Origin of the sequence: Novosphingobium jiangmenense, assembly GCF_015694345.1 — a bacterium.
GTDB classification, from domain to species: domain Bacteria; phylum Pseudomonadota; class Alphaproteobacteria; order Sphingomonadales; family Sphingomonadaceae; genus Novosphingobium; species Novosphingobium jiangmenense.
In genome coordinates this window covers 322688-345713 of record NZ_JADQDC010000001.1, presented here as the reverse complement: position 1 = coordinate 345713, position 23026 = coordinate 322688, and the positions used below count along the sequence as shown (strand labels likewise).

General features: G+C 63.7%; 15 protein-coding genes. All 15 read left to right on the top strand.

All coding sequences use genetic code 11. From position 1 onward, the window contains the following. Window positions 1–5: 5 nt before the first annotated feature. The 15 genes from I2488_RS01535 (at window position 6) to I2488_RS01465 (ending at window position 22969) form a co-directional block, all read left to right on the top strand. Complete coding sequence (locus tag I2488_RS01535) at window positions 6–5777, top strand: Ig-like domain-containing protein (RefSeq protein WP_196274043.1); 5772 nt, start codon at window positions 6–8, stop codon at window positions 5775–5777. Between the two features lie 144 nt (window positions 5778–5921). Further along, window positions 5922–6527 carry a hypothetical protein gene (locus tag I2488_RS01530; protein WP_196274042.1) on the top strand — a complete coding sequence of 202 codons (606 nt, stop codon included), beginning with the start codon at window positions 5922–5924 and terminating at the stop codon, window positions 6525–6527. Between the two features lie 252 nt (window positions 6528–6779). Then, on the top strand, window positions 6780–8516 hold the full coding sequence (locus I2488_RS01525; RefSeq protein ID WP_196274041.1) for a type I secretion system permease/ATPase: 1737 nt from the start codon (window positions 6780–6782) through the stop codon (window positions 8514–8516). Next, window positions 8506–9819 carry an HlyD family type I secretion periplasmic adaptor subunit gene (locus tag I2488_RS01520; protein WP_196274040.1) on the top strand — a complete coding sequence of 438 codons (1314 nt, stop codon included), beginning with the start codon at window positions 8506–8508 and terminating at the stop codon, window positions 9817–9819. Before I2488_RS01525 ends, I2488_RS01520 begins: the two co-directional genes overlap by 11 nt. Before the next feature lie 191 nt (window positions 9820–10010). Continuing rightward, entirely contained in the window at window positions 10011–11528 is a 1518-nt protein-coding gene (locus tag I2488_RS01515; RefSeq protein ID WP_196274039.1) for a TolC family protein, read from the top strand. Window positions 11529–11803: 275 nt separating this feature from the next. Continuing rightward, window positions 11804–12409, top strand: a complete 606-nt coding sequence (locus tag I2488_RS01510) for a polysaccharide biosynthesis/export family protein (RefSeq protein WP_196274038.1) — start codon at window positions 11804–11806, stop codon at window positions 12407–12409. Window positions 12410–12524: 115 nt separating this feature from the next. Further along, window positions 12525–13112 carry a hypothetical protein gene (locus I2488_RS01505; protein ID WP_196274037.1) on the top strand — a complete coding sequence of 196 codons (588 nt, stop codon included), beginning with the start codon at window positions 12525–12527 and terminating at the stop codon, window positions 13110–13112. A gap of 46 nt (window positions 13113–13158) precedes the next feature. Beyond that, complete coding sequence (locus I2488_RS01500; protein WP_196274036.1) at window positions 13159–14394, top strand: outer membrane beta-barrel protein; 1236 nt, start codon at window positions 13159–13161, stop codon at window positions 14392–14394. A 19-nt stretch (window positions 14395–14413) separates the two neighbouring features. Beyond that, entirely contained in the window at window positions 14414–16630 is a 2217-nt protein-coding gene (locus tag I2488_RS01495; RefSeq protein WP_196274035.1) for a GumC family protein, read from the top strand. Window positions 16631–16655: 25 nt separating this feature from the next. Further along, complete coding sequence (locus I2488_RS01490) at window positions 16656–17303, top strand: hypothetical protein (RefSeq protein WP_196274034.1); 648 nt, start codon at window positions 16656–16658, stop codon at window positions 17301–17303. Beyond that, on the top strand, window positions 17300–18682 hold the full coding sequence (locus I2488_RS01485) for an O-antigen ligase family protein (protein WP_196274033.1): 1383 nt from the start codon (window positions 17300–17302) through the stop codon (window positions 18680–18682). The genes I2488_RS01490 and I2488_RS01485 overlap by 4 nt, the downstream gene beginning before the upstream one ends. A 20-nt stretch (window positions 18683–18702) precedes the next feature. After that, complete coding sequence (locus I2488_RS01480; RefSeq protein WP_246465402.1) at window positions 18703–19383, top strand: M23 family metallopeptidase; 681 nt, start codon at window positions 18703–18705, stop codon at window positions 19381–19383. Between the two features lie 174 nt (window positions 19384–19557). Further along, window positions 19558–20274 carry a hypothetical protein gene (locus I2488_RS01475; protein WP_196274032.1) on the top strand — a complete coding sequence of 239 codons (717 nt, stop codon included), beginning with the start codon at window positions 19558–19560 and terminating at the stop codon, window positions 20272–20274. 189 nt (window positions 20275–20463) lie between these two features. After that, window positions 20464–21819 carry a hypothetical protein gene (locus tag I2488_RS01470; protein WP_196274031.1) on the top strand — a complete coding sequence of 452 codons (1356 nt, stop codon included), beginning with the start codon at window positions 20464–20466 and terminating at the stop codon, window positions 21817–21819. A 37-nt stretch (window positions 21820–21856) separates the two neighbouring features. Beyond that, window positions 21857–22969, top strand: coding sequence for an SEL1-like repeat protein (locus I2488_RS01465; RefSeq protein ID WP_196274030.1), 1113 nt, complete (start codon window positions 21857–21859; stop codon window positions 22967–22969). The last annotated feature ends 57 nt before the right edge of the window (window positions 22970–23026 follow it).

The following is a 23026-nucleotide window of genomic DNA, read 5'->3' as shown; positions in this document are numbered from 1 at the left end:
TGGGCATGTTTTCGTTTGACTCAGATGTTTTTGCGACCGGGCAGCAGACCATTCTCGATGGTGCAGCCGCGCAGGTAACCGACCTTCTGGTCAGCCTCGCTTCGTCGGACAGCTTCGATGACATGCTGCGCGCCGCCTATGCGACCGCCGGCACCGACGCTGCCACCTTCGAACAGAACATCCTGACGCTGCGCGAACTCATCCTCGGCGGCAATCTCGGCTTCACCGTCGACGTGCTGTCCGGCGCCGACATGAACGGCGCGCTGGCCGCCTATGCCGCCGCCGGGCCTAACGGTACGCCGGTCATCTACCTGAACGCAGATGTCCTTGCGCAGGCCACGTCGACTGACGCCATCGTCGATCTGCTCCTGCACGAAGTCGGCCACGCCTTCGACACGCTGCTCAACGGCGGCCGTGACGCGCTGGGCGAAGAAGGCGGAATCTTCGCCGCACTTGCCCTCGGCGAATTGTCGTCGACCAGCTCACTGACCAGTTTTTACGGCACCGAGGGCACGGGCACCGTAACGGTCAACGGGCAGCAGATTGCGGTAGAAACCGTCCTGTCCAGCGTCACGTTGACTACACTCGTCTCGACTTATGATACCGGTACGCTCGGAGACTGGCGTACGACGTCGACCAGCATTCAGGTCAGCGGTCTGGCTACAAACGCCAAGAACGACAAGCTTTACATCTACGCCACTAACGGCGCGGGCACTACTACGCAGGTCGACTCCATCACCTTCAACACGGCGCAGACCAATGCGGCGTGGACCTCAAACATTTTCACGCTGGCCGCTGGCACCTACACAATCTTTGCGTCAACGTCCGCTTCCGTGGCTGGCGCAACTGCTTTGCCCAACACCACGCAGACACTGACGATTGCCGCAGCTACTACGCCCACTGTTTCGTCCATCGCCTATGGCACGAACGACGGAGCGCTTAGTGTCGGCGAAGTCATCAACTTTACGGTGACCTTCTCCGAAGCCGTCACTGTCGCCGGTGGTACGCCTGCCATTACGCTCAACAACGGTGGATCTGCCACTTATGTGAGCGGCTCTGGCACGACGGCGCTTGTTTTCAGCTATACGGTTGCCGCTGGCAATACGAGCGTTGCCGACCTTGCAACGGCGGCCACAGCGGCGCTTGCCGGTACTGGCACGATCACGTCGGTGACCAGCGGTACAGCTGTGACAGCTGCCGGTTTCAACAACGTCAACCCGACCGGCACTGTGGCGGTGGACGTTGTTGCTCCTACTGTAACTTCGATCGTCTATGGCACCAACGATGGTTCGCTGCGGGCGGGCGAGACTGTCACCTTCACGGTCAACACCAGCGAAGCAGTGGTGGTCACGGGTACCCCGACCATCGCCCTGACGGGCGGCGGTTCGGCCAGCTACACCAGCGGTTCGGGCACCAACGCTCTCGTCTTTACCTATACCGTTGCGGCGGGCCAGAATACGGCTGACCTTGCCACCGCAGCGACCGGCGCCCTGACCGGCACGATCACTGACGCTGCCGGCAATGCGATCACCGCTTCCGGCTTCAACGCCGTCAACCCGACCGGTACGCTGGTCGTCGACACGACCGCCCCTACGGTTTCCTCGATCAGCTACGGTACGAACGACGGCAATCTCGCCATTGGCGAGGCGATAAACCTTTCGGTCGCCTTCAGCGAAGCCGTCACCGTCACCGGCACGCCGAGCATCGCGCTCGCCAACGGCGGCACCGCCAACTACCTCAGCGGTTCGGGCACCAGCACCCTGGTGTTCAGCTACACCGTAGGCGCCGGTCAGGACACGTCCGACCTGTCCACCGCCGCTTCCGGCGCGCTCACCGGCACGATCAACGACGCCGCCGGCAATGCCGTCACGGCTTCGGGCTTCAACGCCGTCAACCCCACCGGCACGCTGCTCGTCGATACCGTCGCCCCGACCGTCTCGTCGATCAGCTACGGCACCAACGACGGCACGCTCAAGCTCGGCGACACCGTCCAGCTCTCGGTCGCCATGAGCGAGGCCGTCACCGTCACCGGCACGCCGACGATTGCGCTCGCGAACGGCGGCACCGCCACGTACGTCAGCGGTTCGGGCACCAGCACCCTGGTGTTCAGCTACACCGTCGGCGCCGGTCAGGACACGGCTGACCTTGCCACTGCCACCACCGGCGCACTCACCGGCACGATCGCGGACACTGCCGGCAACGCCGTCACGGCCACGGGCTTCAACGCCGTCAACCCGACCGGCACCCTGATCGTCGACCTCGTCGCCCCGACCAAGACCGTCAGCAATGTCGCGCTGAGCGCCGACAACGGCAACAGCGGCACCGATGGCGTCACCAACACCGGCACCCAGACCGTAACCGCCACGCTCTCGACCGCGCTGGCGACCACGGCATCGGGCGCCGCCTCGGCGGAATCGCTCTGGGCGTCGACCGACAACGGCACGAACTGGACCGACATCACCACCTCGGTAACCGGCACCAACGTCTCCTGGGCGACCACTCTGTCCGGCTCCGGCACGATCCTGCTCCGCGTCCAGGATGCCGCGGGCAACAACGGCACCTCGTCGACGGGCAAGACCTACACGATCGACCAGACGGCCCCGACCGTTTCCTCGGTCAGCTACGGCACCAACGACGGCCATCTGATCATCGGTGAATCGGTCAACCTCTCGGTGGCCTTCAGCGAAGCGGTCTATGTCACCGGCACGCCGACCATCGCGCTCGCCAATGGTGGCACCGCCTCTTACGTGAGCGGTTCGGGCAGCAGCACGCTGGTGTTCAGCTACACCGCCGCCGCCGGGCAGGATACGTCCGACCTCGCCACCGCCGCCAGCAACGCGCTGACCGGCACGATCACCGACCTTGCCGGCAACACGGTTACGTCGGGCGGCTTCAACGGCGTCAACCCGACCGGCACTCTCCCGGTCGATGGCACCGCGCCCACCGTCCTGTCGATCAGCTACGACGCACCGGGCTCGACCGTGAAGGTCGGCGATCTCGTCACCTTCACCGTGAACATGAGCGAGGCGGTGGCAGTCACCGGCACGCCCGCCATCACGCTCGCCAACGGCGGCACCGCCACCTACTCGGGCGGCACCGGCACCAGCGCGCTGACCTTTACCTACACCGTCGCCGCCGGGCAGGACGCCACATCGCTGGCAACCGCTGCCTCGGGTGCCCTGACCGGAACGATCAAGGACATCCCCGGCAACGCCGTCGTCGCCAGCAGCTTCAACGGCGTCACGACCACGACTTCGCTTGCCGTCGATGCAACCGCACCGACCGTCTCGTCGATCAGCTATGGCACCAACGATGGCCACCTGATCATCGGTGAATCGGTCGATCTCTCGGTCGTCTTCAGCGAAGTGGTCACTGTCACCGGCACGCCGACCATTGCGCTCGCCAACGGTGGCACCGCCACTTACGCCAGCGGTTCGGGCACCAACACGCTGGTGTTCACTTACACCGCGGCAGCCGGTCAGGACACTGCCGACCTTTCCACCGCGCTCACCGGCGCACTCAGCGGCACGATCAAGGATGCGGCTGGCAACGCCGTCAGCACCGGCGGCTTCAACAACGTCAATCCCACTGGCACGCTGGCTGTCGACACCACTGTTCCGTCGCTGACCTCGCTGGTCTACGTGCCTAGCGATGGTGGGGTGAAGCTCGGCAGCACCGTCACGCTGACGGTCGGCATGAGCGAGGCGGTGACCGTCACTGGCACCCCGACGATCACGCTGGCGAACGGCGGCACCGCCACCTACGTCAGCGGTTCGGGCACCAGCACGCTGACCTTCAGCTACACCGTTGGCGCCGGCCAGGATACGAGCGACCTCGTCACCGCGTCGTCGAACGCGCTGACCGGTACAATCACCGACGTTGAGGGCAACACGGTCAACGCCGCGTCGTTCAACTCTGTCGATCCTTCGGGCACCCTGGCAGTCGATGCCACTGCGCCGACCGTATCGTCGATCACTTACGGCACCAACGATGGTCACCTGATCATCGGTGAATCGGTCAACCTGAACGTCGCCTTCAGCGAGAATGTCGTTGTCACCGGCACCCCGACCATCACGCTCGCCAATGGCGGCACCGCCTCTTACGTCAGCGGTTCGGGCACCAGCACTTTGGTGTTCAGCTACACTGCAGGCGCAGGTGAAAGCACCGCTGATCTTGCGACCGCGGCAAGCAACGCCCTGACCGGCACGATCAAGGACTCGGTCGGCAACGCGGTCACCGCAAGCGGCTTCAACGGCGTCAATCCCACCGGTATTCTCCCGGTCGACGGTGCGGCACCGACGGTCAGCTCGATCGCCTACGGTACTAACGACGGCACGCTCAAGGCAGGTGACAGCGTCAACCTGAACGTCACCTTCAGCGAGAACGTCGTCGTCACTGGCACGCCGACCATCGCGCTCGCCAATGGCGGCACCGCGACCTACGCCAGCGGCTCGGGCACCAGCACCCTCGTGTTCACCTACACCGCCTCGGCCGGTCAGGACACGACGGATCTGGCCACGGCGCTCACCTCGGCTCTGACCGGCACGATCAAGGACGCACCGGGCAACGCCGTGGTCTCGGGCGGCTTCAACAACGTCAATCCCACCGGAACGTTGGCTGTCGATACCGTTGCCCCGACCGTGAGCTTCTCGATTGCGAACGTCACGGATGACAACCGCCTGTCGCTGAGTGAGGCTGGTGCCAACGTCAACATCACCGGCACCGTCGGCGACGACGTCCAGAATGGTGACGCGGTCACTGTCCGCGTGAACGGAACCGATTACACCGGAACCGTTGCCAACGGTGCTTACAGCGTCGCGGTCAGCGGTGCTGACCTTCAGGCTGCAGGTTCGCTCTCGGTGGCGATCCGCTCGGTCGATGCGGCAGGCAATGCCACGACGGTTACGGACACCAAGACGTTCAACGTCGATGGGCTGGTCCAGACCACTGGCATGGCCGGCAACAACGTGATCAAGGGCACGGCCGGAAACGACGTGATCTATGGCGGCGCCGGAGATGACACCATGGACGGCGGTCAGGGTTCAGACATCTATCTGATCAATGCTGCTACCGAGCATGGCAAGGCCGAGATCAGCGATACAGGTACCAGCGGAATTGACGAAGTGCGCTTCACCGCTACCGCTACAGGCACGCTGACCATCTTCGGTGGCGATTCAGGCATCGAGCGCGTCGTGGTCGGCACCGGTACGGCTGCCAACGCCGTGACAACGGGCACGGTAACGCTCAACGTCAATGCCTCCGCTGCAGCCGGCGCGCTGGAACTCGTTGGCAACAACGGCACCAACTCGTTGATCGGCGGCGCCGGTAACGACAAGCTGGTCGGTAATGGCGGCAACGATACGCTCACCGGCAATGCCGGGAACGATATCCTCATCGGCAGTGCCGGGAACGACACCCTTCGTGGTGGAGCCGGTGCGGATGCCTTCGTGTTCGACGCGGCGCCCAATGCCACGAACAATCTCGACACGATCGTCGATTTCGTATCGGGCACGGACCAGATCTGGCTCAGCAAGGCGGTCTTCACCGGTCTCACCGGGCTTGCCGATACGGTCCTGGATTCGGCTGCCTTCCACATCGGTGCCGCAGCGCATGATGCGGATGACCGCTTGATCTACAACTCCAGCACGGGCGCTCTGCTTTACGATGCGGATGGCAACGGAGCCGGCGCTGCGGTCCAGATCGCTGTGCTCTCCGCCGCCACCCTCGGTGGCGCGCGACCCACTCTTGCCGCATCGGACTTCCTGATCGTGGCATGACCGGTTTGCTCCGGGCCGGCATGGGGGTCGGTCCGGGGCAGCTCTCCGGGGTGGTTCCCGGGCGAAACATATGTAGCCCTTTCGGTTATGGCAGCTGCCAGATCATGAGGGCATAGAGGTGAATAGGCAGACATGGGGAATCCTGTGAACAAGAAGCTTAGCATTGCGGCGAAAAGCGCGGTGACCCTTGTCGGAGGACTGTTGCTGGCGATGTCTCCGGCGCACGCCGTCGTGCGGACGGTTACCTGGACCGATGGTAGCGGCGTATCGCAGACCGCAACCTTCGATTTCAACGTCGTCCAGGGCGCCCTGAACGACGCGTCGGTCCAGACTGCGCTCATCGGTCAGCCGTGGAGCGAAGACGGCAGCATCGCGGCCCAGTTCGCTGCGGCGCTTGGCAATGACCTCGGCATATTCCCGCACCCCGGCGAGGGCGGCAGCGTCAGCACCGGCCCAGTGTTCTACGCCCTGCAATCGCTTAACCAGAATGGTGGCGGCCTGATCGACATCGACGGCGCGTTCTTTTCGGGCGACAGCACCTACCAGAACTCCTATTTCCTGGTTGGCGTCGATCCTTCGCAGACGATCCTGAACTTCGCCACGGCGTCCTCTGTGGCGATTCCCGAGATTGACGGTGCCAAGCTGCCGGTGGCTCTGTTCATCGTTCTTGCCTTTGCGCTGTGGATGCAGCGGCGTCGTGCCGCTGCGCGTACGGACGGGGAACTCGATCTGGTCGGCGCTGCCGCCTGATCTGGTCTCTCTGACCAAGTCGGTATTGATAAGCCGGGGGCGGTCGCAGGACCCTCCCGGTTTTTTGTGATCGTCCGATCCGATACACGGGGTAACCGATCTGGCTAGTTCGCCTGCCCTGCCAACGTAGTACGTGCGCAGATCAAGGCATCCGGGGTGCCGGAGCACTGGTGCCGGTTTCGGCGTGCTCTTTCTACCGGAGCGCTGAACGCCAGACGCCTTGCCCGGTCTGCACTTTTGGAATTGCGCAAGATGAGCACGTTCTTGGCCGATGGCTCGGCCAGTCCCCTGAAGGCGATGGTGGCAGGTGCGCGTGGGCCGCTGCTGGGCATTGCCGCGCTCAGCGCAGTGATCAACGTGCTGGTGCTTGGCGGTTCGATCTACATGATGCTGGTCTACGATCGCGTTCTGCCCTCGCACAGTTATCCCACGCTCGTCGGCCTTCTGGTGCTGGTCCTGGTCGCCTACAGCGCTCAAGCTGGCTTCGAAGTCTTGCGCTCCAACATCCTTGGCGAGGTTGCGGCCGAGATCGGGAACAGACTGCGCCCTCGCGTGGCGCGGGCCGCCCATCAGCATGCGATTGAACATCCTGTCCAGTCGGCCACGCAAAGCCCGCTGCGGGATCTCGATCAGCTGCAGAATTTCATCGCGGGAACGGGTCCTGCTGCCCTGCTCGATCTGCCGTGGATCGTCTTCTTCCTGATCGTGCTGTCGCTCCTCCACATCTGGTTGGGGGTTACGGCTCTTGTCGGTGCCTTGCTGCTTGTCGGCCTGACCCGCCTCACCGACCGCATCAATCGCGATGCGGTCCAGCAGGTGTCCTCGCTCGGCCTCCGCCGGTTCAGGATGCAGGAAAGCCAGCGCGTCCATGCCGAACTGATCCGGGCGCTCGGCATGCGCGACCGGACCATTGCAATTGCGCAGGAGGCTGGTGCCGAACTCGTCTCGACCCAGCAGGAGCTCAACGAGAAGAACGTGCTGCTGGCGGTCGTCGGACGCAGTTCGCGCATGGTGCTGCAATCGTTGATCCTCACCGTCGGCGCCTTGCTCGTGCTCTCCGGCGAGGCGACGGGCGGGGTGATTTTCGCCAGCTCGGTACTTGCCGGGCGTGCGCTCGCGCCGGTCGATCAGGCCATCGCGCAGTGGCGCAACCTGATCGCGGCGCGCTCGGCATGGCAGAAGCTCGATCACCTCTTGTCCGTCACGCCGGAGCAGCCCGAGCGCCTGCAATTGCCGCTGCCGACCCGCCAGCTCGTCGTCGAGAACGTCACCGTCTGTCCACCCGGTACCCAGCGCCCGTCGATCGCCCAGATCGCCTTCACGCTCTCCGCAGGCGATGTCCTTGCCGTGATCGGGCCGAGTGCCGCCGGCAAGTCGTCGCTGGTGCGCACGGTCGTCGGCGTGTGGGCTCCGGTCAGCGGCCGCGTCCGCCTCGATCAGGCCGCGCTTGATCAGTGGGACCCCGACGATATCGGCCAGGCGCTCGGCTACCTGCCGCAGTCGGTCGAACTCTTTGACGGCTCCATCGCCTGGAACATCGCCCGCTGCGACGCCTCGGCCTCGCCCGAGAGCATCATCGGCGCCGCCCAGGCCGCCGGCGTCCACGAGATGATCCTTGCTCTCCCCGGCGGCTACCAGTTCGAAGTCGGCGAAGGCGGCACCAACCTCTCCGCCGGCCAACGCCAGCGCATCGCTCTCGCCCGGGCGATGTACGGAAACCCGTTCCTGATCGTTCTCGACGAGCCCAATTCCAACCTTGACGCTGCCGGCGAGGCGGCGCTGGTTCAGGCGATCGGCGTTGCACGAGCACGCGGCGCGATTGTCATCGTCGTGGCGCACCGCAAGCAGATCCTCGACAGCGTCAGCCACCTCCTCGTCCTCGAAGGGGGGCGGGTGCGCGAGTTTGGGGGGCGGGACGAGGTGATCGTCCGCATGTCGCTGGCGAACAATCCCGGAGTTGCAACCATGGCGCCCGCCAATGCCGGATAAGGCCGAAGCCTCGCAGTTCACGCCCGGCGAGCGGCTGCAGTCGCGCACCCGCAAGGCCTACCGTGCCGTCGGGGTGTTCGTCGTCGTGATCACCCTGATGGCGCAAGTGGTGCAGGTGACCGGGGCCGTTGTCGCAGGTGGCGCCCTGACGGTGGAATCGCAGGTCAAATCCGTTTCGCACTTGCGCGGTGGTGTCCTGTCCGAGGTGCTGGTCCACGACGGTTCGCGGGTGAGGGCAGGGGACGTCCTGCTTCGGCTCGACAATGCGGTCACCTCGGTCAATGCAGACCTGACGGGTGCCAGCGTTGCCGAGCTACGGGCGCGGCGGGCACGGCTCGAGGCGGAGATTGGCAATCAGAGCACGATCGCGTTTCCGCAGGACATGCTGGCCTCGCGCGATGCGTCGGTCGCGACGGCCCTTGAGCGCGAGCGGCGGCTCTTCGACATCCGCCAGTCCGAACGCGCGAGCCAGATTGCGCTTCTCGAGGAGCGGGTGACGCAGGCCCGTTCGGAGATCGACAGCACGCGCAAGCAGATCTGGGCGATCCGAGAACAGGAGAAGCTCATCTCGCCCGAACTGGGCAGCCTGCGCCAGCTCTATGGCGAAAAGCTCGTCACCATCAATCGCCTGAACGAGATCGAGCGCACCGCCGTCAGCCTTTCGGGTGAGGCGGCATCGCTCGAAGCCCGCGTGGCCCAGATCACGGCGCGCATCTCCGAGATCCGCGAACAGATGCTGAGCCTGAAGCAGGGCAGCCGTGCGGACGCGGGGACCGAGCTCGCACAGGTCATCGAGGCGCTGAACCAGGGCGAGGTGCGCAGCGCCGATGCCCGCGACATGTACGAACGCAGTGTCATTCGCGCACCGCAGGATGGCGTGGTCTATGGGCTTGCCTACACCACGCCGGGCAGCGCGGTCCCGCCGGGGCAGCAGATCCTGCAGATCGTGCCGGATGGCGACAGGTTCATCGTCGACGCGCGGGTTAGCCCGTCCGACATCGACCAGCTGCAGCTGAACCAGAAGGCCCGCCTGCGTTTCCCGGCGTTCAACGCCCAGACGACCCCGGAAGCCGACGCCGTCCTGACGTTCATCGCGCCGGAGCGCGCCGCCGACGACAAGACCGGCGCCAGCTTCTACCACGTCAAGCTGAGCTTCGACCGCAGCCGGTTCGAGAAGCAGACCGGGCTGAAACTGACCGTGGGCATGCCCGCCGAAGTTTTCATCTCGACCGGCGACCGTTCGCTGCTGTCCTACCTGACCAAGCCCTTCTTCGACCAGCTCGAGCGCGCTTTCCGCGACTGAACCATCTGGAGATTTCGCGAATGTGCGTCGAACACGGCCGTGGCACGGCGAGGGCGAGGTCGGTCTGGCTACTCGCCTTGTCTTCCGGACTGATAATCGCTGCGCCGGTCCCAGCGCAGGCCAGTACGACCGCGACTTCGGCAGACAGTGTGAGCCCTGCGTCACCGCAGGCCGCTCCCGAACGGGGAGACGTGACCGTAAGCAGTCTGGATGAGGCGCTGGAGCGGGCCTATGAAAGCAACCCGCAACTGCTGGCCCAGCAGGCGAAGCTGGACAGCACGAACTATCGCTTGCCGCAGGCCCGGGCCAGGTCCGGGCCGCAGCTTTCGTTCGAAGCCACCTATGGCTATCAGCGCGAGAACGTCGAACAGCTGTTCGGCAATTTTGTTGCCCGGTCTGGCTGGTCCCCTGCAGCCTCGGCCATCCTGACCCAACCGCTTTTCACCTTCGGGCGCAATGCGGCGGGCGAACGCGAGGCGAAGGCGCAGATTGCCTACCAACGCGCCGCCCTGCAGGCGACCGAACAGCAGCTGGTGGCGCAGACCTATGCAGCTTATGTCAATGTCCTGAGAGATCGCGCCGCACAGAACATCGCGCGGGAGAATCTGCAGCTGCTTGAACGCGAACTGCGCAACAATGCCTCCCGGTACAAGGCGCGCGACACCACTCGCACCGATGTCCAGCAGGTGGCAACGCGCGTCGAAATCGGTCGGGCGCAATTGCTGCAGGCGCAGCGCTCGGCAGCCGCTTCGGAAGCCCTGTTCCAGCGACTGGTCGGTGCGAGAGCGGGAGACCTTGCCGTACCACCCGTCGCCACCATACCCTTCGGCTCGATCGAAGACGGATTGGTGCTCGCCGAGGATCGGTTGCCGGTCATGAAGGCTGCCTATGCCCGCGAACAGCTGTCGCGGGCCGAGGTCGAAGGGGTGAAGGCCGAAGGGCGCATCCGGGTCGATCTGAGGGGGCGGGCGGGGTTCGAAACCAGCCTCGTCGGCTTGCAGTGGCGGCAGCGCTCGCAGATGAGCGGGCAGGTGGTGCTGTCGGGGTCGGTGTTCCAGAGCGGCCAGCTGACAGCGAGAATACACGAAGCCGAAGCCGCCAACGATGCGGACTGGCGGCTGATCGACCAGGCCCTGCGCGAATCGCGCGCCGAACTGGCCGATGCGTGGAACGAGTGGGTCAGCGCCGAAGCTTCGCTGACCAATCTGGGTACTGCCATGGAACTGGCGCGCCAGGCGCATGAAGGCGCGGTCAAGCAGGAACAGCTGGGGATGCGTACCACGCTGGACGTGCTCGATCTTGCCAGAGATCTTCTCGCGGCGCAGATCAACTACAATGCCACGCTGGCGACGGCACGCACTGCGCGAACTCGGTTGCTTGCTGCAGCGGGTCTCCTCGATTGGAGCACCTTCGCACCTGGCCTTGTCGGCGCCGATTCTGACAGGCCGCGTGAAGTATCACGTGGCATGAATGGTGTGCCGCTGCTCTCGCCGCTGGTGCGGGCGGTCGACCGTCTACCGCTTGGCAGCAGGTCCGACCGGACCCCCCGGGACGCCGGAGTGGGTCGCGCTCCCGCGCTTGCCGTTGTCGGACCGACTCTTGCGGAACCTTCGAGCGGTGACCGTGAACCCGCCGGCGATGACATCGACGCTTATCTCGACCGCACCCTCACGGATGCTCCAGCAATCGAGGATGCTCCGCCAAAGTAACCAGCGCATAGCCGGAAGGTTTATTTCGGTAAGCCAATGGCGGCATGGGATTTTTTCGGACGCATGGTAAGTATCCGATGTTGCATTTAGATATAGTGACGATCGGATTCCTCAAAATAAACAGCGATGAGGGGCAAGAATAAAGCAGGACTTAACGAGACCAATTGTGGGATGTGACTTTGCGCTGCAAATGCGGATGGAGTTTCTGATCAGAATTCGGCGCGTAATTTACTGAATGCATCCGCTGTACTGTGGTGTTGGTCAAAGAGCATTGAATGAGAATCGTCGTCGTAATCTTGTCATTTCTGACCTGCCTCAGCCTGCCGCTCCAGCAGGCTGCGGCGCAGACCGCTGCGTCTGCGGATACGGTGCTCGCCGGCGCGGAAGCCGGGGTGGCGCAGGGGGTGGGCGATTCCGGCGTCGAGGTCGCCTACCGCTTCGGATCCGGCGACAAGCTCCGGATCCGGGTCTACAACGAAGACACCATCTCGGGTGATTATGAGGTGGACAGCACGGGCAACCTGTCGCTCCAGTTGCTCGGGCAGGTGAAAGCGGTCGGGCTTACCTTGACGGAACTGTCGGCACTGATCGAGCGGCGCCTCCGCGAGGAAGGTTACATGATCGCTCCCAAGGTGGCGATCGACGTCCTGAACTATCGTCCGTTCTATGTGCTTGGGGAAGTGGGCAAGCCCGGAAGCTATCCATACGTGGCCGGCATGACCGTCCTCAATGCCATCGCCCTTGCTGGGGGCTATACCTACCGCGCGAAGCAGTCAAAGTTCGAACTGATCCGGGGGCCTGACAATAAAAAGGTCTCCGTCGACGTGAATGCAACTGTTCTTCCCGGCGACATCATCAAGGTCAACGAGAGGTTCTTCTGATGTCCGGACTGCAATTGAGGGTCCGGCTTCCTGCTGAAGGGATGGTGCAGTGAACAGCATAATGATGCATGCATTGGCGGTTCGGCAGAAGCTGCAGGGAACCCGTGTCGTGGGCATGGCCAGCCTGTCCTTGGCGTTCCTTGCGTTCGGCGGAGCTGCCGCCGGGCAGTCCTCCGATGACAAGGGCGAACAATCGGCGGGTGTCGAACAATCGCAAGACAGCGGTTCGCAACCGGCGCAGGGTGATGGAAAGACGCAGGCCTGGACCGCAGTCGAGCCGCCATCGGTCGAGCAGCTGCGCAAGCAGAACCCGAACCTGAAGGTCCAGATCCTCGTTGTCTCGCAAGAGGAAATTGCCAACCAGGGCGTGCGCGGTAACGGGCGCATCATCTATCGCGTCGTCAACGGCATCCTGCAGATCGTCCTGACCGACCCTGCTGCCGCCGCCTCACTTGCGCAGCTCATTCCCGATCTGGCGCCGCAGATCGTGGCGGCCGTGCCCGCTTCGGCCGAGGCCGTCGAGGCCGTGACTGGCAATCAGTCGGGGAATGGCAACGGTGGCAACAACAACGGCAACAATGGCAACAACGGGAACGGCGGCAATAACGGCGGTAATTCGCCGTTCGACGATCCGGGGCCGGGGACGAACGGTCCGCCCGATTTCGTCGAGAACCCGAACCGGGACAACATCAGTCCGTCCTGAACGGAACGCGTCCCGCAAATCCTGAACCAAGGCAAAGGTTAGCAAGATGGCTCCTCCGCGCGCCAAGTACAGCATTGCGATGGTCTTCGGGCCGTTGGCACTCTCCGCTCCTGGCGTCGCATTCGGGCAGGATTCCTCCGGGGCGGACGTCGGTGGTTTTCGCGTGAGCCTCGCTCTCGACGTCGATGCCTATCTCGACGACAACGTCTATGCCCAGCGTGACGGCGGGGTGACTGACGTCTATGTGAGGACGTCGCCAAAGCTTAACGTCAAGAAGGACACGTCCCGCTACAAGTTCAATCTTGGTGGTGCAGTCACCCGCTTCGACTATGCCGAGAGAACGCGGGAGAACCGGTGGGACAGGAATCTCAACGCCGGCCTTGAACTCGAGCCGATCCACGACACCTTCGTCAGGGGGCGCACGAGTTATTCGTTCTCGCACGAAGATCGCGGTGACCCGAACAACGATGCCAGTTCGGTTTCGCCGACGCCTTATGGCCTATGGAACTCCGAGCTCAGTCTGAGCCGTGAACTCGGGCGACTGAAGATGAACCTCGATGGTTCGCTCCAGAAGTACAATTATCGTGATACTGCCCGAAATGACGGGGGGTCGATCAACAACGGAGACCGTGATCGTACGACCAAGGCGCTGCGGTCCCGCTTGCAGTACCAGTTCTCGCCGGGCTATTCCGTTGTCCTGCGCGGCGAATGGACCAAGATCGACTACGTCACGGATCAGGACGATTTCGGCATCCAGCGTGATTCCACGACCTGGCGCGGAACTGCCGGACTCTATGTCGCCATCACCAACTTGGTGACGGGCGAAGTCTTTGCCGGCTATCAGACGCGCAGTTACCGCTCGGGTGCTCTGCGTCGTTTCAGCTCTCCGGTGTTCGGCGCCGCTCTGGTGTGGTCGGCAGCTCCAGGCACCAAGGTGCGGATCGCGGCGGACCGCCGCATCGAGGAGACGGCGCTCAACGCTGCCAAGAACTACGTGATTACCACGCTGGAGGTGGCGGCGGATCGCGAATTCGGCAAACGGCTTTCGGCCAGCCTCGGCGGTCGCATCGGACGCAACGATTTTCTCGGGCTCGCCACGGAGTCGCTTTCCGATATCGCGCGCAAGGACACGCTTTACTCGCTCGATGCGACCGTGCGCTACAAGCTGCCCCGCAACATGGCGGTCGGCCTCTCCTATGCATTGATGCGCCGGAATTCCGCGCAATCATCTCTCGATTTCAACCGCAACAAGCTGAACCTGTCGCTCAGCTGGCGGATGTGAGTTACCGAAAGTCCTGGTCTTGAATACTCTGCAGGTAAATGACGGTCCCGCCAAGGAAAACGGGAACGAACTGGATCTCAAGCGGCTGCTGGAAATCGCCCGGCGGCGCTGGGCGATCATTGTCGGCACGGCGGCCATTGTCGGCGTGCTGGCAACGATCGTCGTCATGCAGATCACCCCGCTTTACGAAAGCGCGGCGTCGGTAGCGATCGAGACGCGCAAGACCCAGGTCGTCGATGTCGAGCAGGTGGTGTCCTCGGTGCAGCCGGACATGGCCACGCTGGCGACCGAGGCGGAGACGATCCGCTCGCCCGATATCCTTACCCGCATTGTCGACCTGCAGCGGCTTTATGACGATCCGGAGTTCCTCGGCCAGCAGGCCAAAGGCGGCTTCAAGTGGTGGTCGCCGAGCACGTGGTTCGGCTCGTCCAGATCAAAGGATGACGAAAAGGCCGGTGATGCCAACGGACCGGACGATCTGGCGCACCGCAAGGAGATCGCGATCGCCAACCTCGGCGCGCGTCTGCGGGTCGACCAGGTCAAGAATTCCTATGTGTTGCTGATCAAGATCACGTCGCGAGATTCGGACAAGGCGGCGCGCCTCGCCAACGCGCTGGCAAGCGAGTACATCGCCCAGCAGATCGGCACCAAGTTCGAGGCGACGCGGCGGGCGACGAACTGGCTCGAGAAGCGGGTCGAGGAGCTGCGGCTGCAGTCGGTGGCAGCGGACAAGGCGGTCGAGACCTATCGCGTGGCCAACGGCATCGTGGGCGGGGCGGAGAACGTCACGATCGGCGACCAGCAGCTGACCGACGTCAACTCCCAGCTGATGATGGCCCGCGCGGCGCGTGCGGAAAAGCAGACCCAGCTCAACCAGATCAACCAGCTTCTCGCCAATGGCGGTGCAGGTCTCGAAAGTTCGAGCGCGATCCTGCAATCGGGCTTCATCTCCGGTCTGCGCCAGCAGGAGATCGATATCCAGCGCAAGCTTTCGGAAATGCGCACGAACCTTGGTGAGCGGCATCCGCGCGTCGTCAATGCCAATGCCGAGCTGCGCGACCTGCGCGAGAAGATCAAGATCGAGATCCGCAAGATCGCCGCAGCGACCGCGAACGACCTGTCGCTAGCTCAGGCGCGCGAGAAGTCCCTCTCGGCCAGCCTTGCTGCTGCGACGGGACGGACCGGCAGCGAGAAGATGGCGGCAGTGAAGCTGCGCGAGCTGGAGACCAATGCGCAGTCGGCCAAGTCACTCTACGAGAACTTCCTGAACCGCTACAAGGAGACCAGCGAGCAGCAGGGCATCCAGTCGCCCGATGCGCGGATCATCACGCTGGCCCGTCCGGCGTTCTATCCGAGCTATCCGCAGAAGGTGCCGACGCTTATCGCGGCGCTCGTGGCGGGGCTGGTGCTGGGTGGCGCGCTGGCATTCGCACTGGAATACCTCGATCCGTTCGTCCGCCTGGCCGAAGAAGTCGAGGAGATCACGGGCCGCCCCACTTTGACGATGGTATCGCTGACCAATCCGGGCGGTGACAGCCCGGAGGACGCGGTGCTGTCCAATCCGCACTCGGCCACGTCAGAATCCCTGACGACGCTGCGTGCGGCGATCGAGACCCAACTGTCCGACTGGCCGCGTCAGATCATCATGATCACCTCGTCGATCGCGGGCGAGGGCAAGACGTTCACCTCGGTAACCTATGCCCGCTCGCTGGCGATGCGCGGGCAGCGGGTGCTGCTGATGGAGCTCGACCTGCGGCGCCCACGCGTCGGCTCTGCCCTCGGCCTTGAATCCGGCCCCGGCTTTGCCGAAGTCATTCTCGGTGAGCAAAGCGTTGGCAACGTGCTCGTCAGGGACAGCCTGTCGGACATGGACGTGCTGCTGGCAGGGGCGCGGCAGCGTTCGCCCAACGAGCTTCTGCTGCGACCCGAGTTCCCGGCGTTGCTGGACGAGCTGCGGAAGCTCTACGACACCATCATCATCGACACGGCGCCGTTCGCACCGATCAGCGACAGCCAGGTGATCTCCAAGCATGTCGACATGGTGCTGCTCTCGGTGGCGTGGGCAAAGGCGCCTGTCTCGGTGGTAAAGAACGTCGTCGGCATCATGAAGCGCCTAGAGGTGCCGCTTGCTGGAACGATCATGAGCCTTGTCGACCTGCGCAAGTACGCGTCCTACGACAACCTCGGTTACAACTACTACTACTACCGCTACAAAGCCTACACTTATGGCAGCTGACCGGTCGGCCGCACTTGTCCTGCCCATGGCTGCGGCAGTTGCGGTGGCGATCATCGCGCTGGCTGGTGTGATCGGCAATGTCTGGGCCATCGAAGCCGGCGACGTGGTCGAAGAGCTGCGCAGCGGCAAGCTTGTCGATGCCGACCGCCTGCGCATGGCGTCGGACACCAGCCTCACTGCGGCGCGGCTGACCGATCCGGCGAGGAACCTTACCAACGCGGTCACTGCCATGGCGGCCTTGCCTCAGGGCGGGCGGCCCGCGCAGCAGGTACAGGGCGAGGAGCTGATTGCGATTGGCAGGCGGGCGCTCGCGGAAGATCCGTCCAATCCCTATAACTGGTCGCGCGTGGCGTGGGCACGCAACCAGCGGGGCGATGCGAAGGGCGCCGTCGCAGCACTTGAACTGTCGATGCAGACCGGACCGCACGTAGTGAACATTGCAGCCTGGCGCGCCCGTCTTGCTTATGAACTGATGGCAGCGGGAGAGCGTGGTCTGGGTGACGTCGCTCGGGATCAGGTAGTTTTCGCAGCCCGGTATCGCGCGCGCGATCTTGCACAGTTCAATCGCGATGCGGGCTTCGTGACCTTTTGTCATCGCGTCCTCGTCGGGCGCACGCCCGAACATCTGAACTTCATCAAGGCCCTGCAGGCGGCGCGGAGAAACACCGTATGAGCCGTTCTGCCCAGCGCCAGACCCCTGACCTTGCCGAGTTCAGAGCCTTGGGCTGGCTGATGCTGCTGGCGCCGATGTTCTTCGGCGGCAACAGACCATTCTTCTGGCATGCAATCGCGCTGATGACCGCGATGCTTTGCCTTGCAATGTTTCGCAAGATTTCGCGCAGGGAGGTCCGCCACATCGATTACGCGTGGCAACTGCAGCCGGCGCTTTTCGGGGGGATCATCGTTACAGGCTGGATCATCGCGACGATCATACCGGGCATGCCGGGCGGCAATGCACTGTGGGCCAAGGCCAGTGCCAGCCTTGGCACCCCGCTGTACGGTACGATAAGCCTCTATCCGGCAGGCACGCTGGAAGCGCTGGTGCGATTGGCAAGCTATCTTGGCGTATACTGGCTAGCCTTGCATTTCTCGCGACAGGCGGATCGCGCGCTGGTGCTGTTGCGCTGGATCGGATTGTCCGGCGCGGCGCTCTCGCTCTACGGCATCGTCAACTTCTCGCTGGGCAACCGTGACCTGCTGTTTCAGGCACGGTACGGCGGTTTTGGCGACGTGACCGGGACCTTCGTCAACCGCAACCACTTTGCCACCTATGCAGGCCTGTGCGCTCTTGCCAATGCGGCTTTGGCCTTCATCGGCTTTCGCAAGCGCTGGGGCGACGTGGCATACCTGCCATCCTCCTTCGTGCGGGCACTTTCGGCCTTCGCCGGAAATCCCGCGGCCTATTTCCTGGCTTCCAGCATTTGCGTGATGGGTCTGTTCCAGAGCCATTCGCGCATGGGGATGGTGTCGTTCGTCATCGCACTGCTCGTGGCCGTGAGCCTTATGGCAGCTGTGGGGTACTTCCGGGCGGACCGTCGACTGGCGGCGGTGGTGATCGGCCTGCTGTTCTTCTATCTCTATGTCAGCGGGCTGACGACGCTGGATCGCTTCAGCGGTTCGGAAGACACCGAACGCTGGCCGCTCTTCCAGATCTGCCTGGACGCGATAGCACGACTGCCATGGACGGGGCACGGCTACGGAACGTTCGCACACACATTCGAAGCCTATCGCACCGGCGATTTTGCCATCGGGACGAACGTTACGGAGGCGCACAACGTTTACCTCGAGCTGGCATTCGAACTAGGCATTCCCGCCACGATCCTCGCTGTCGGTGCGGTTGCCTGGCTGGTCTGCTTCTGCGTCTTTGGCGCGTTCCGGCGGAAGCGTGAGCGGATATTCCCGGTTCTTGCGGTGTCTGCCAGCGTTCTCGTCGGCTTGCACAGCCTCGCGGATTTCAGCGTGCAGATGCCGGGTATTGCGGTGATCTATGCGGCCTTGCTCGGGGTCGGTTGCGCCCAGGCGTGGAGCCATCGTTCGGGAACGGCTGAATGATCAGCGTACGCAGCCTTGCCATGATCGTGCTGCAGGCGAGCGTCTGTCTGTTGGCCGCAAAGGCAAGCGCGCAGGATGTTCCCGCCGCTGAAGCACCGCCTGCGCATGGGTTCGCCATGCCTGCCCTGGCATTGCAGGCGCCCACGGTTGTCACTGCGCTTGCCAGTGGCCCCGACGAGCAATTCAGGCAGCTCGCTGCGAGCGGTCGGGCCTGGCAGAGGGCGGCGGCCCAAGCGCTGAAGGAACCCGTCTCGCCGGCGCAAACCAAGGCAGTTGCCCGCCCTGCTCTGGCATATGTAGGAGCGTTGCCCGTGCCGAAGGTGGCGCTTACCAGCGGCTTCGGATTGCGGGTTCACCCGCTCAGTGGCGAACTGCGCAATCACGATGGCATCGATATTGCCGCCGCCTTTGGCACTCCGGTCCGGGCCACGTCTGACGGCGTTGTCGAGAAGGCCTCGTGGTTTGGCGGATATGGCCTGTTTGTGGCGTTGCGCAGTGGCCCAAGCATGGAAACGCGATATGGCCACATGTCGCGACTGCTGGTGTCGGCCGGGCAGAGCGTTCGGGCTGGCGACATCATCGGACTTGTCGGATCGACTGGACGTTCGACTGGCCCGCATCTTCACTACGAGGTCAGGTTGTCAGGTCGCCCTGTGAATCCGCTGCCATTTCTGAGCAGGAAGGCCGCAGTATTCCAGTAACGCAGCAAGCCGGGTGCTGACCTACCGAAAGGTATAGTCAAGAGGATTATGTCGCGCCGTGCTGCAGGAAACTATTGAACACTGACAAGGCTGTTAATTCTCCGAGTCACCAAACTTCGGTTCGTCGTCCGAGGTGATCTCGGAAGCTCGATAATTCATGCAAGAAGGCGTCAGATGAAAATCCTCGGCAAGATCGCTCTCGCTACCGTGCTGGCCACGGCAATTGCACCGGCTGCTGCATGGGCGCAGGCCGTGAAGTACGACTTCAGCGTGCTCTCCTCGAATGGCAACAATGTCGTCTTTTCGGGCTATGCCACCAAAAGCAGCACGCTTTCGGGCGCCAGCGGCAGCTTTGATGGCCTTTGGGTGACCGGGTATCGCAATTCGGCGGGTTCGTGGGTGACGCTTGGCTCTGCTCAGCAGCTGAGCGATACGGGGACGGCAACCTACAAGGAAAGCGGTATCGCTGGCGTGTACTTCCTGAACTCGGCAGCGGGCAAGTTCCAGGACACGAACTGGTATCAGCTTTCCGGTGGCTCCAATACGGTCAACGCTGGTGGCTTCGATTTCGGATTTTCGCCCGATTCTTCCTTCACTAGCAAGGAATCGAGCAACATCGGCAACAACTACAAGATTAATAACCTTATTTATGCCACGCAGTTCTTCAATAGCTCTGGCACCCCGACAGATCCCAATGGCAACCTTGCCACTCAGGAGAACTCCGGCTCGACGCCGGCAGCAGCGCCCACCGCTTCGGTGCCGGAGATCGACGGCAGCAAGCTTGGCCTGCTCGCCTACATCGCGTTCGTGATGATGGCCGCATTCCAGCTGCGCCAGCGTTTCGGATCGCTGCGCGGCGGGTTCCGCAAGGGCGCTGCCCTCGCGGCCTGACGCTTCTCGCGGACCAGTGAAGTCGCCCACCGGACGCTGTGTTCGGTCGGGCGATTTTGCCGTTTCTGCGGCTCCTCCTTTTCCGCCTGTTGCCAAGTCAATGGCAGAGTTCCTGTGAGAACCGGTTTGCGTTTACTGCTGAAGGCAATTCTTGCGTCCTTGGTCCTGCTTGCTGCGGGGCCTGCGGCAATGGCCGAGGACAAGGAGCAGAAGTCCACCGTCATCGCGACCTTTCCGAACGGCGAGGTCACCACTGCCGACGTGGACACTGCGCTGGTGCGGATTGGCAACACGGGCGGGCAATCGCCGGCGAAGCTACGCGAACAGGTCAAGAATTCGCTGATCGCGGCCTATGCGGTGGAAGACCGCGTAACCAGCGGAGGGCGGCGTCCGCCATCGGTCGTCGAGCGCCAGATCAGCGAGGCGCGGCGCCAGATCCTCCTTGACTACTATCTGGGGATGCAGCTGGAGAAGCCGCAGCCGCCGGAGGAGGCGGTCAACCAGGCGATCAGCAGTCAGCCGCAACTGTTTGCCGGTCGCGCGACCTTCAGGTTCTTCCAGTTCATCGTCGTCACGAAAGAGCCGTTTCAGGTAGCCGCGGCAAAGCGTGAGATCGATGCTTTGCGACGCGTGCCGGGGGCTCCGACGATCGAACGCATCAACGCCTTCAAGTCCAGACTGCGCCAGCTTGCCATTCCGATGGCCGGCCAGCAGGTCTTCCGCAGCAGCGAGGCGATGCCGCGCGAGATGCTGGGGACGCTCGAAGACATGGCGCGGTCGCGCGATTACATCCGCATCCAGCAGGGGCAGGCCGCTTTCCGGATGATCGTGCTGCTCGACCGGTTTGCCGACCCTGTCGACCCCGACGAAATGAGGACGCAGGTCGCGCAGGGTCTGGCGAACGCCCAGTTGCAGGCCGACCGGCAGCGGCTGATCGACGAGCTGGCGACAACGGCCCTGCGTGAACTGCGCACCAAGCGCAAGGACGATGGCCAGTACGTCAACGTGATCGGCGATGTCGACAAGGACGTTGCCGCCCGTGCGGCGCAGGGACCTGACGACGGTTCGGTGCTGAACCTGTTCCGCAGCTATGGAACCCAGGCCAGCATCATCACCGGCAAGGGCCTGACGGCCAACGTCCGCATTCAGCGCGCTTCGGCGCACCTGGGCATCCTGCTGGTGGCGGCTCCGTTTCTGCTGTGGGTATGCACGCACTGGTACGTATTCGTCGCGCGCCGGAACCAGCGGAGGAGGTCGCGTTCTGTGCCGAGCACCTGGACTTCGCGGCGTTATGTGGTTGCCCTGGCAGCGGGCTGCGGAGGCGCGTCGGTGCTGTGGATGCTCGGTTACGCCATTCCCGAGATCTACAATGTCCTGACTTTCCGCACCTTTGCGACGATCAGCGGGGGGTCGTTGCTGGTCGGTGGCGCTCTGGCCTACGCGTGGAGCTCGGTATCGTTCGACACCCATGACGATCGGGTTCGCGCGCTCTGGCCCATACCGCTGCTCCTGCCGATCATGTTCGCGGCTGCATGGTTCCTCTGACGGTCCCTTTTGCTTCGATTGGCGGCGGACGTAACTGATGCTGATGCGGCGTCTGTCGCTCCCTGCGATCATGGCTTCGACCCTCTGGGCGGGTTCCGCGTTCGCGCAAGCTGTGCCGGCCTGTCAGACCGAGGTGCTGAAGATTGGGCGAACCGGCTATACGCACGTCGACCCCGCGATCGTTCGGGGACCCGATCTGAGCGAAATTGCGGCAAGCGCTGGGGCCGACGGCGATGCGAAAAGGGCGGAGAAGCTGGCGGAGGCCGCCCGGAACGGAGACCCGCGCGCGCAGGCAGCCCTGGGTCTGCTCCATGAGCGCGGGCTGGACGTCGAGCAGGACTATGGCGAGGCGGCGCGATGGTATCGCGAGGCTGCGGCCCAGGGCCTGCCATTTGCAGAAGCTGCACTTGCCGATCTGTTCGCCGAAGGTCTGGGCGTGCCGCCCTATCGTTCCGAGGCCGTGAAGCTGTGGGCACGTGCGGCCCAGGCGGGGGTGGAACGGGCAGGGGTCAATCTGGCGATCAGCCTGAAGTTCGGACTGGGCACAGCGCGCGACATTGCGGGCGCGCGTTGCCTGCTGACGTTCTATGCCGAGCGCGGGAACACCACGGCCCAGGCCTACCTCGGTGACCTGCTGGCAGATCCGGGCGCAGGCGAGCCGGACATCGCCGCTGCGCTGCGGTGGTACAAGGCTGCGTCGGTGGCGGGCAATGCCATGGCGACGTATAATCTGGCGGTGCTGCTGAGGAGCGCGAAGCTGCCGGAGCAGCAGCAGGGTGAGGTGATCGACCTGCTCCATGCCGCGGCCGACCGCGGGGTGCCCGAAGCTGCGGCCGCGCTGGGGTTCCTGCACCTCGAGGGGAAGGTGGTGGCGCTCGACTTTGCCGCTGCGCTGCGCTGGAGCCGCTTGGCCGCGCAGCAGAAAAGCAGCGAGGCGATGGTCAACCTTGGCCTGATCCACGAGCGGGGCCTGGGAGTCCGCAAGGACCTTTCGGTTGCGTTCATGTGGTTTGACCTCGCGGCCGGACTGGGATCGGCCGACGGCCGCAGCAATCTCGACCGGATCATCCCGACGATGTCGGAAAAGCAGATCGCCAAGGGGCGCAACGCATCGGCCGCCTGTCGCGCCGCCGAATACGGCGAGTGCTGAGATGCGGCGAGCGGAGATCGGGTAACATGACGGACAGGAGCGGAATGGCAGCGAGCG

Excerpts from the sequence above, each read along its gene's own strand:
- I2488_RS01535 (WP_196274043.1), top strand. The coding sequence starts at position 6 with ATGTTTTCGTTTGACTCAGATGTTTTTGCGACCGGGCAGCAGACCATT.
- I2488_RS01525 (WP_196274041.1), top strand. The coding sequence starts at position 6,780 with ATGAGCACGTTCTTGGCCGATGGCTCGGCCAGTCCCCTGAAGGCGATG.
- I2488_RS01520 (WP_196274040.1), top strand. The coding sequence starts at position 8,506 with ATGCCGGATAAGGCCGAAGCCTCGCAGTTCACGCCCGGCGAGCGGCTG.
- I2488_RS01510 (WP_196274038.1), top strand. The coding sequence starts at position 11,804 with ATGAGAATCGTCGTCGTAATCTTGTCATTTCTGACCTGCCTCAGCCTG.
- I2488_RS01505 (WP_196274037.1), top strand. The coding sequence starts at position 12,525 with ATGGCCAGCCTGTCCTTGGCGTTCCTTGCGTTCGGCGGAGCTGCCGCC.
- I2488_RS01500 (WP_196274036.1), top strand. The coding sequence starts at position 13,159 with ATGGCTCCTCCGCGCGCCAAGTACAGCATTGCGATGGTCTTCGGGCCG.
- I2488_RS01490 (WP_196274034.1), top strand. The coding sequence starts at position 16,656 with ATGGCTGCGGCAGTTGCGGTGGCGATCATCGCGCTGGCTGGTGTGATC.
- I2488_RS01485 (WP_196274033.1), top strand. The coding sequence starts at position 17,300 with ATGAGCCGTTCTGCCCAGCGCCAGACCCCTGACCTTGCCGAGTTCAGA.
- I2488_RS01480 (WP_246465402.1), top strand. The coding sequence starts at position 18,703 with ATGATCGTGCTGCAGGCGAGCGTCTGTCTGTTGGCCGCAAAGGCAAGC.
- I2488_RS01475 (WP_196274032.1), top strand. The coding sequence starts at position 19,558 with ATGAAAATCCTCGGCAAGATCGCTCTCGCTACCGTGCTGGCCACGGCA.
- I2488_RS01470 (WP_196274031.1), top strand. The coding sequence starts at position 20,464 with ATGGCCGAGGACAAGGAGCAGAAGTCCACCGTCATCGCGACCTTTCCG.
- I2488_RS01465 (WP_196274030.1), top strand. The coding sequence starts at position 21,857 with ATGCTGATGCGGCGTCTGTCGCTCCCTGCGATCATGGCTTCGACCCTC.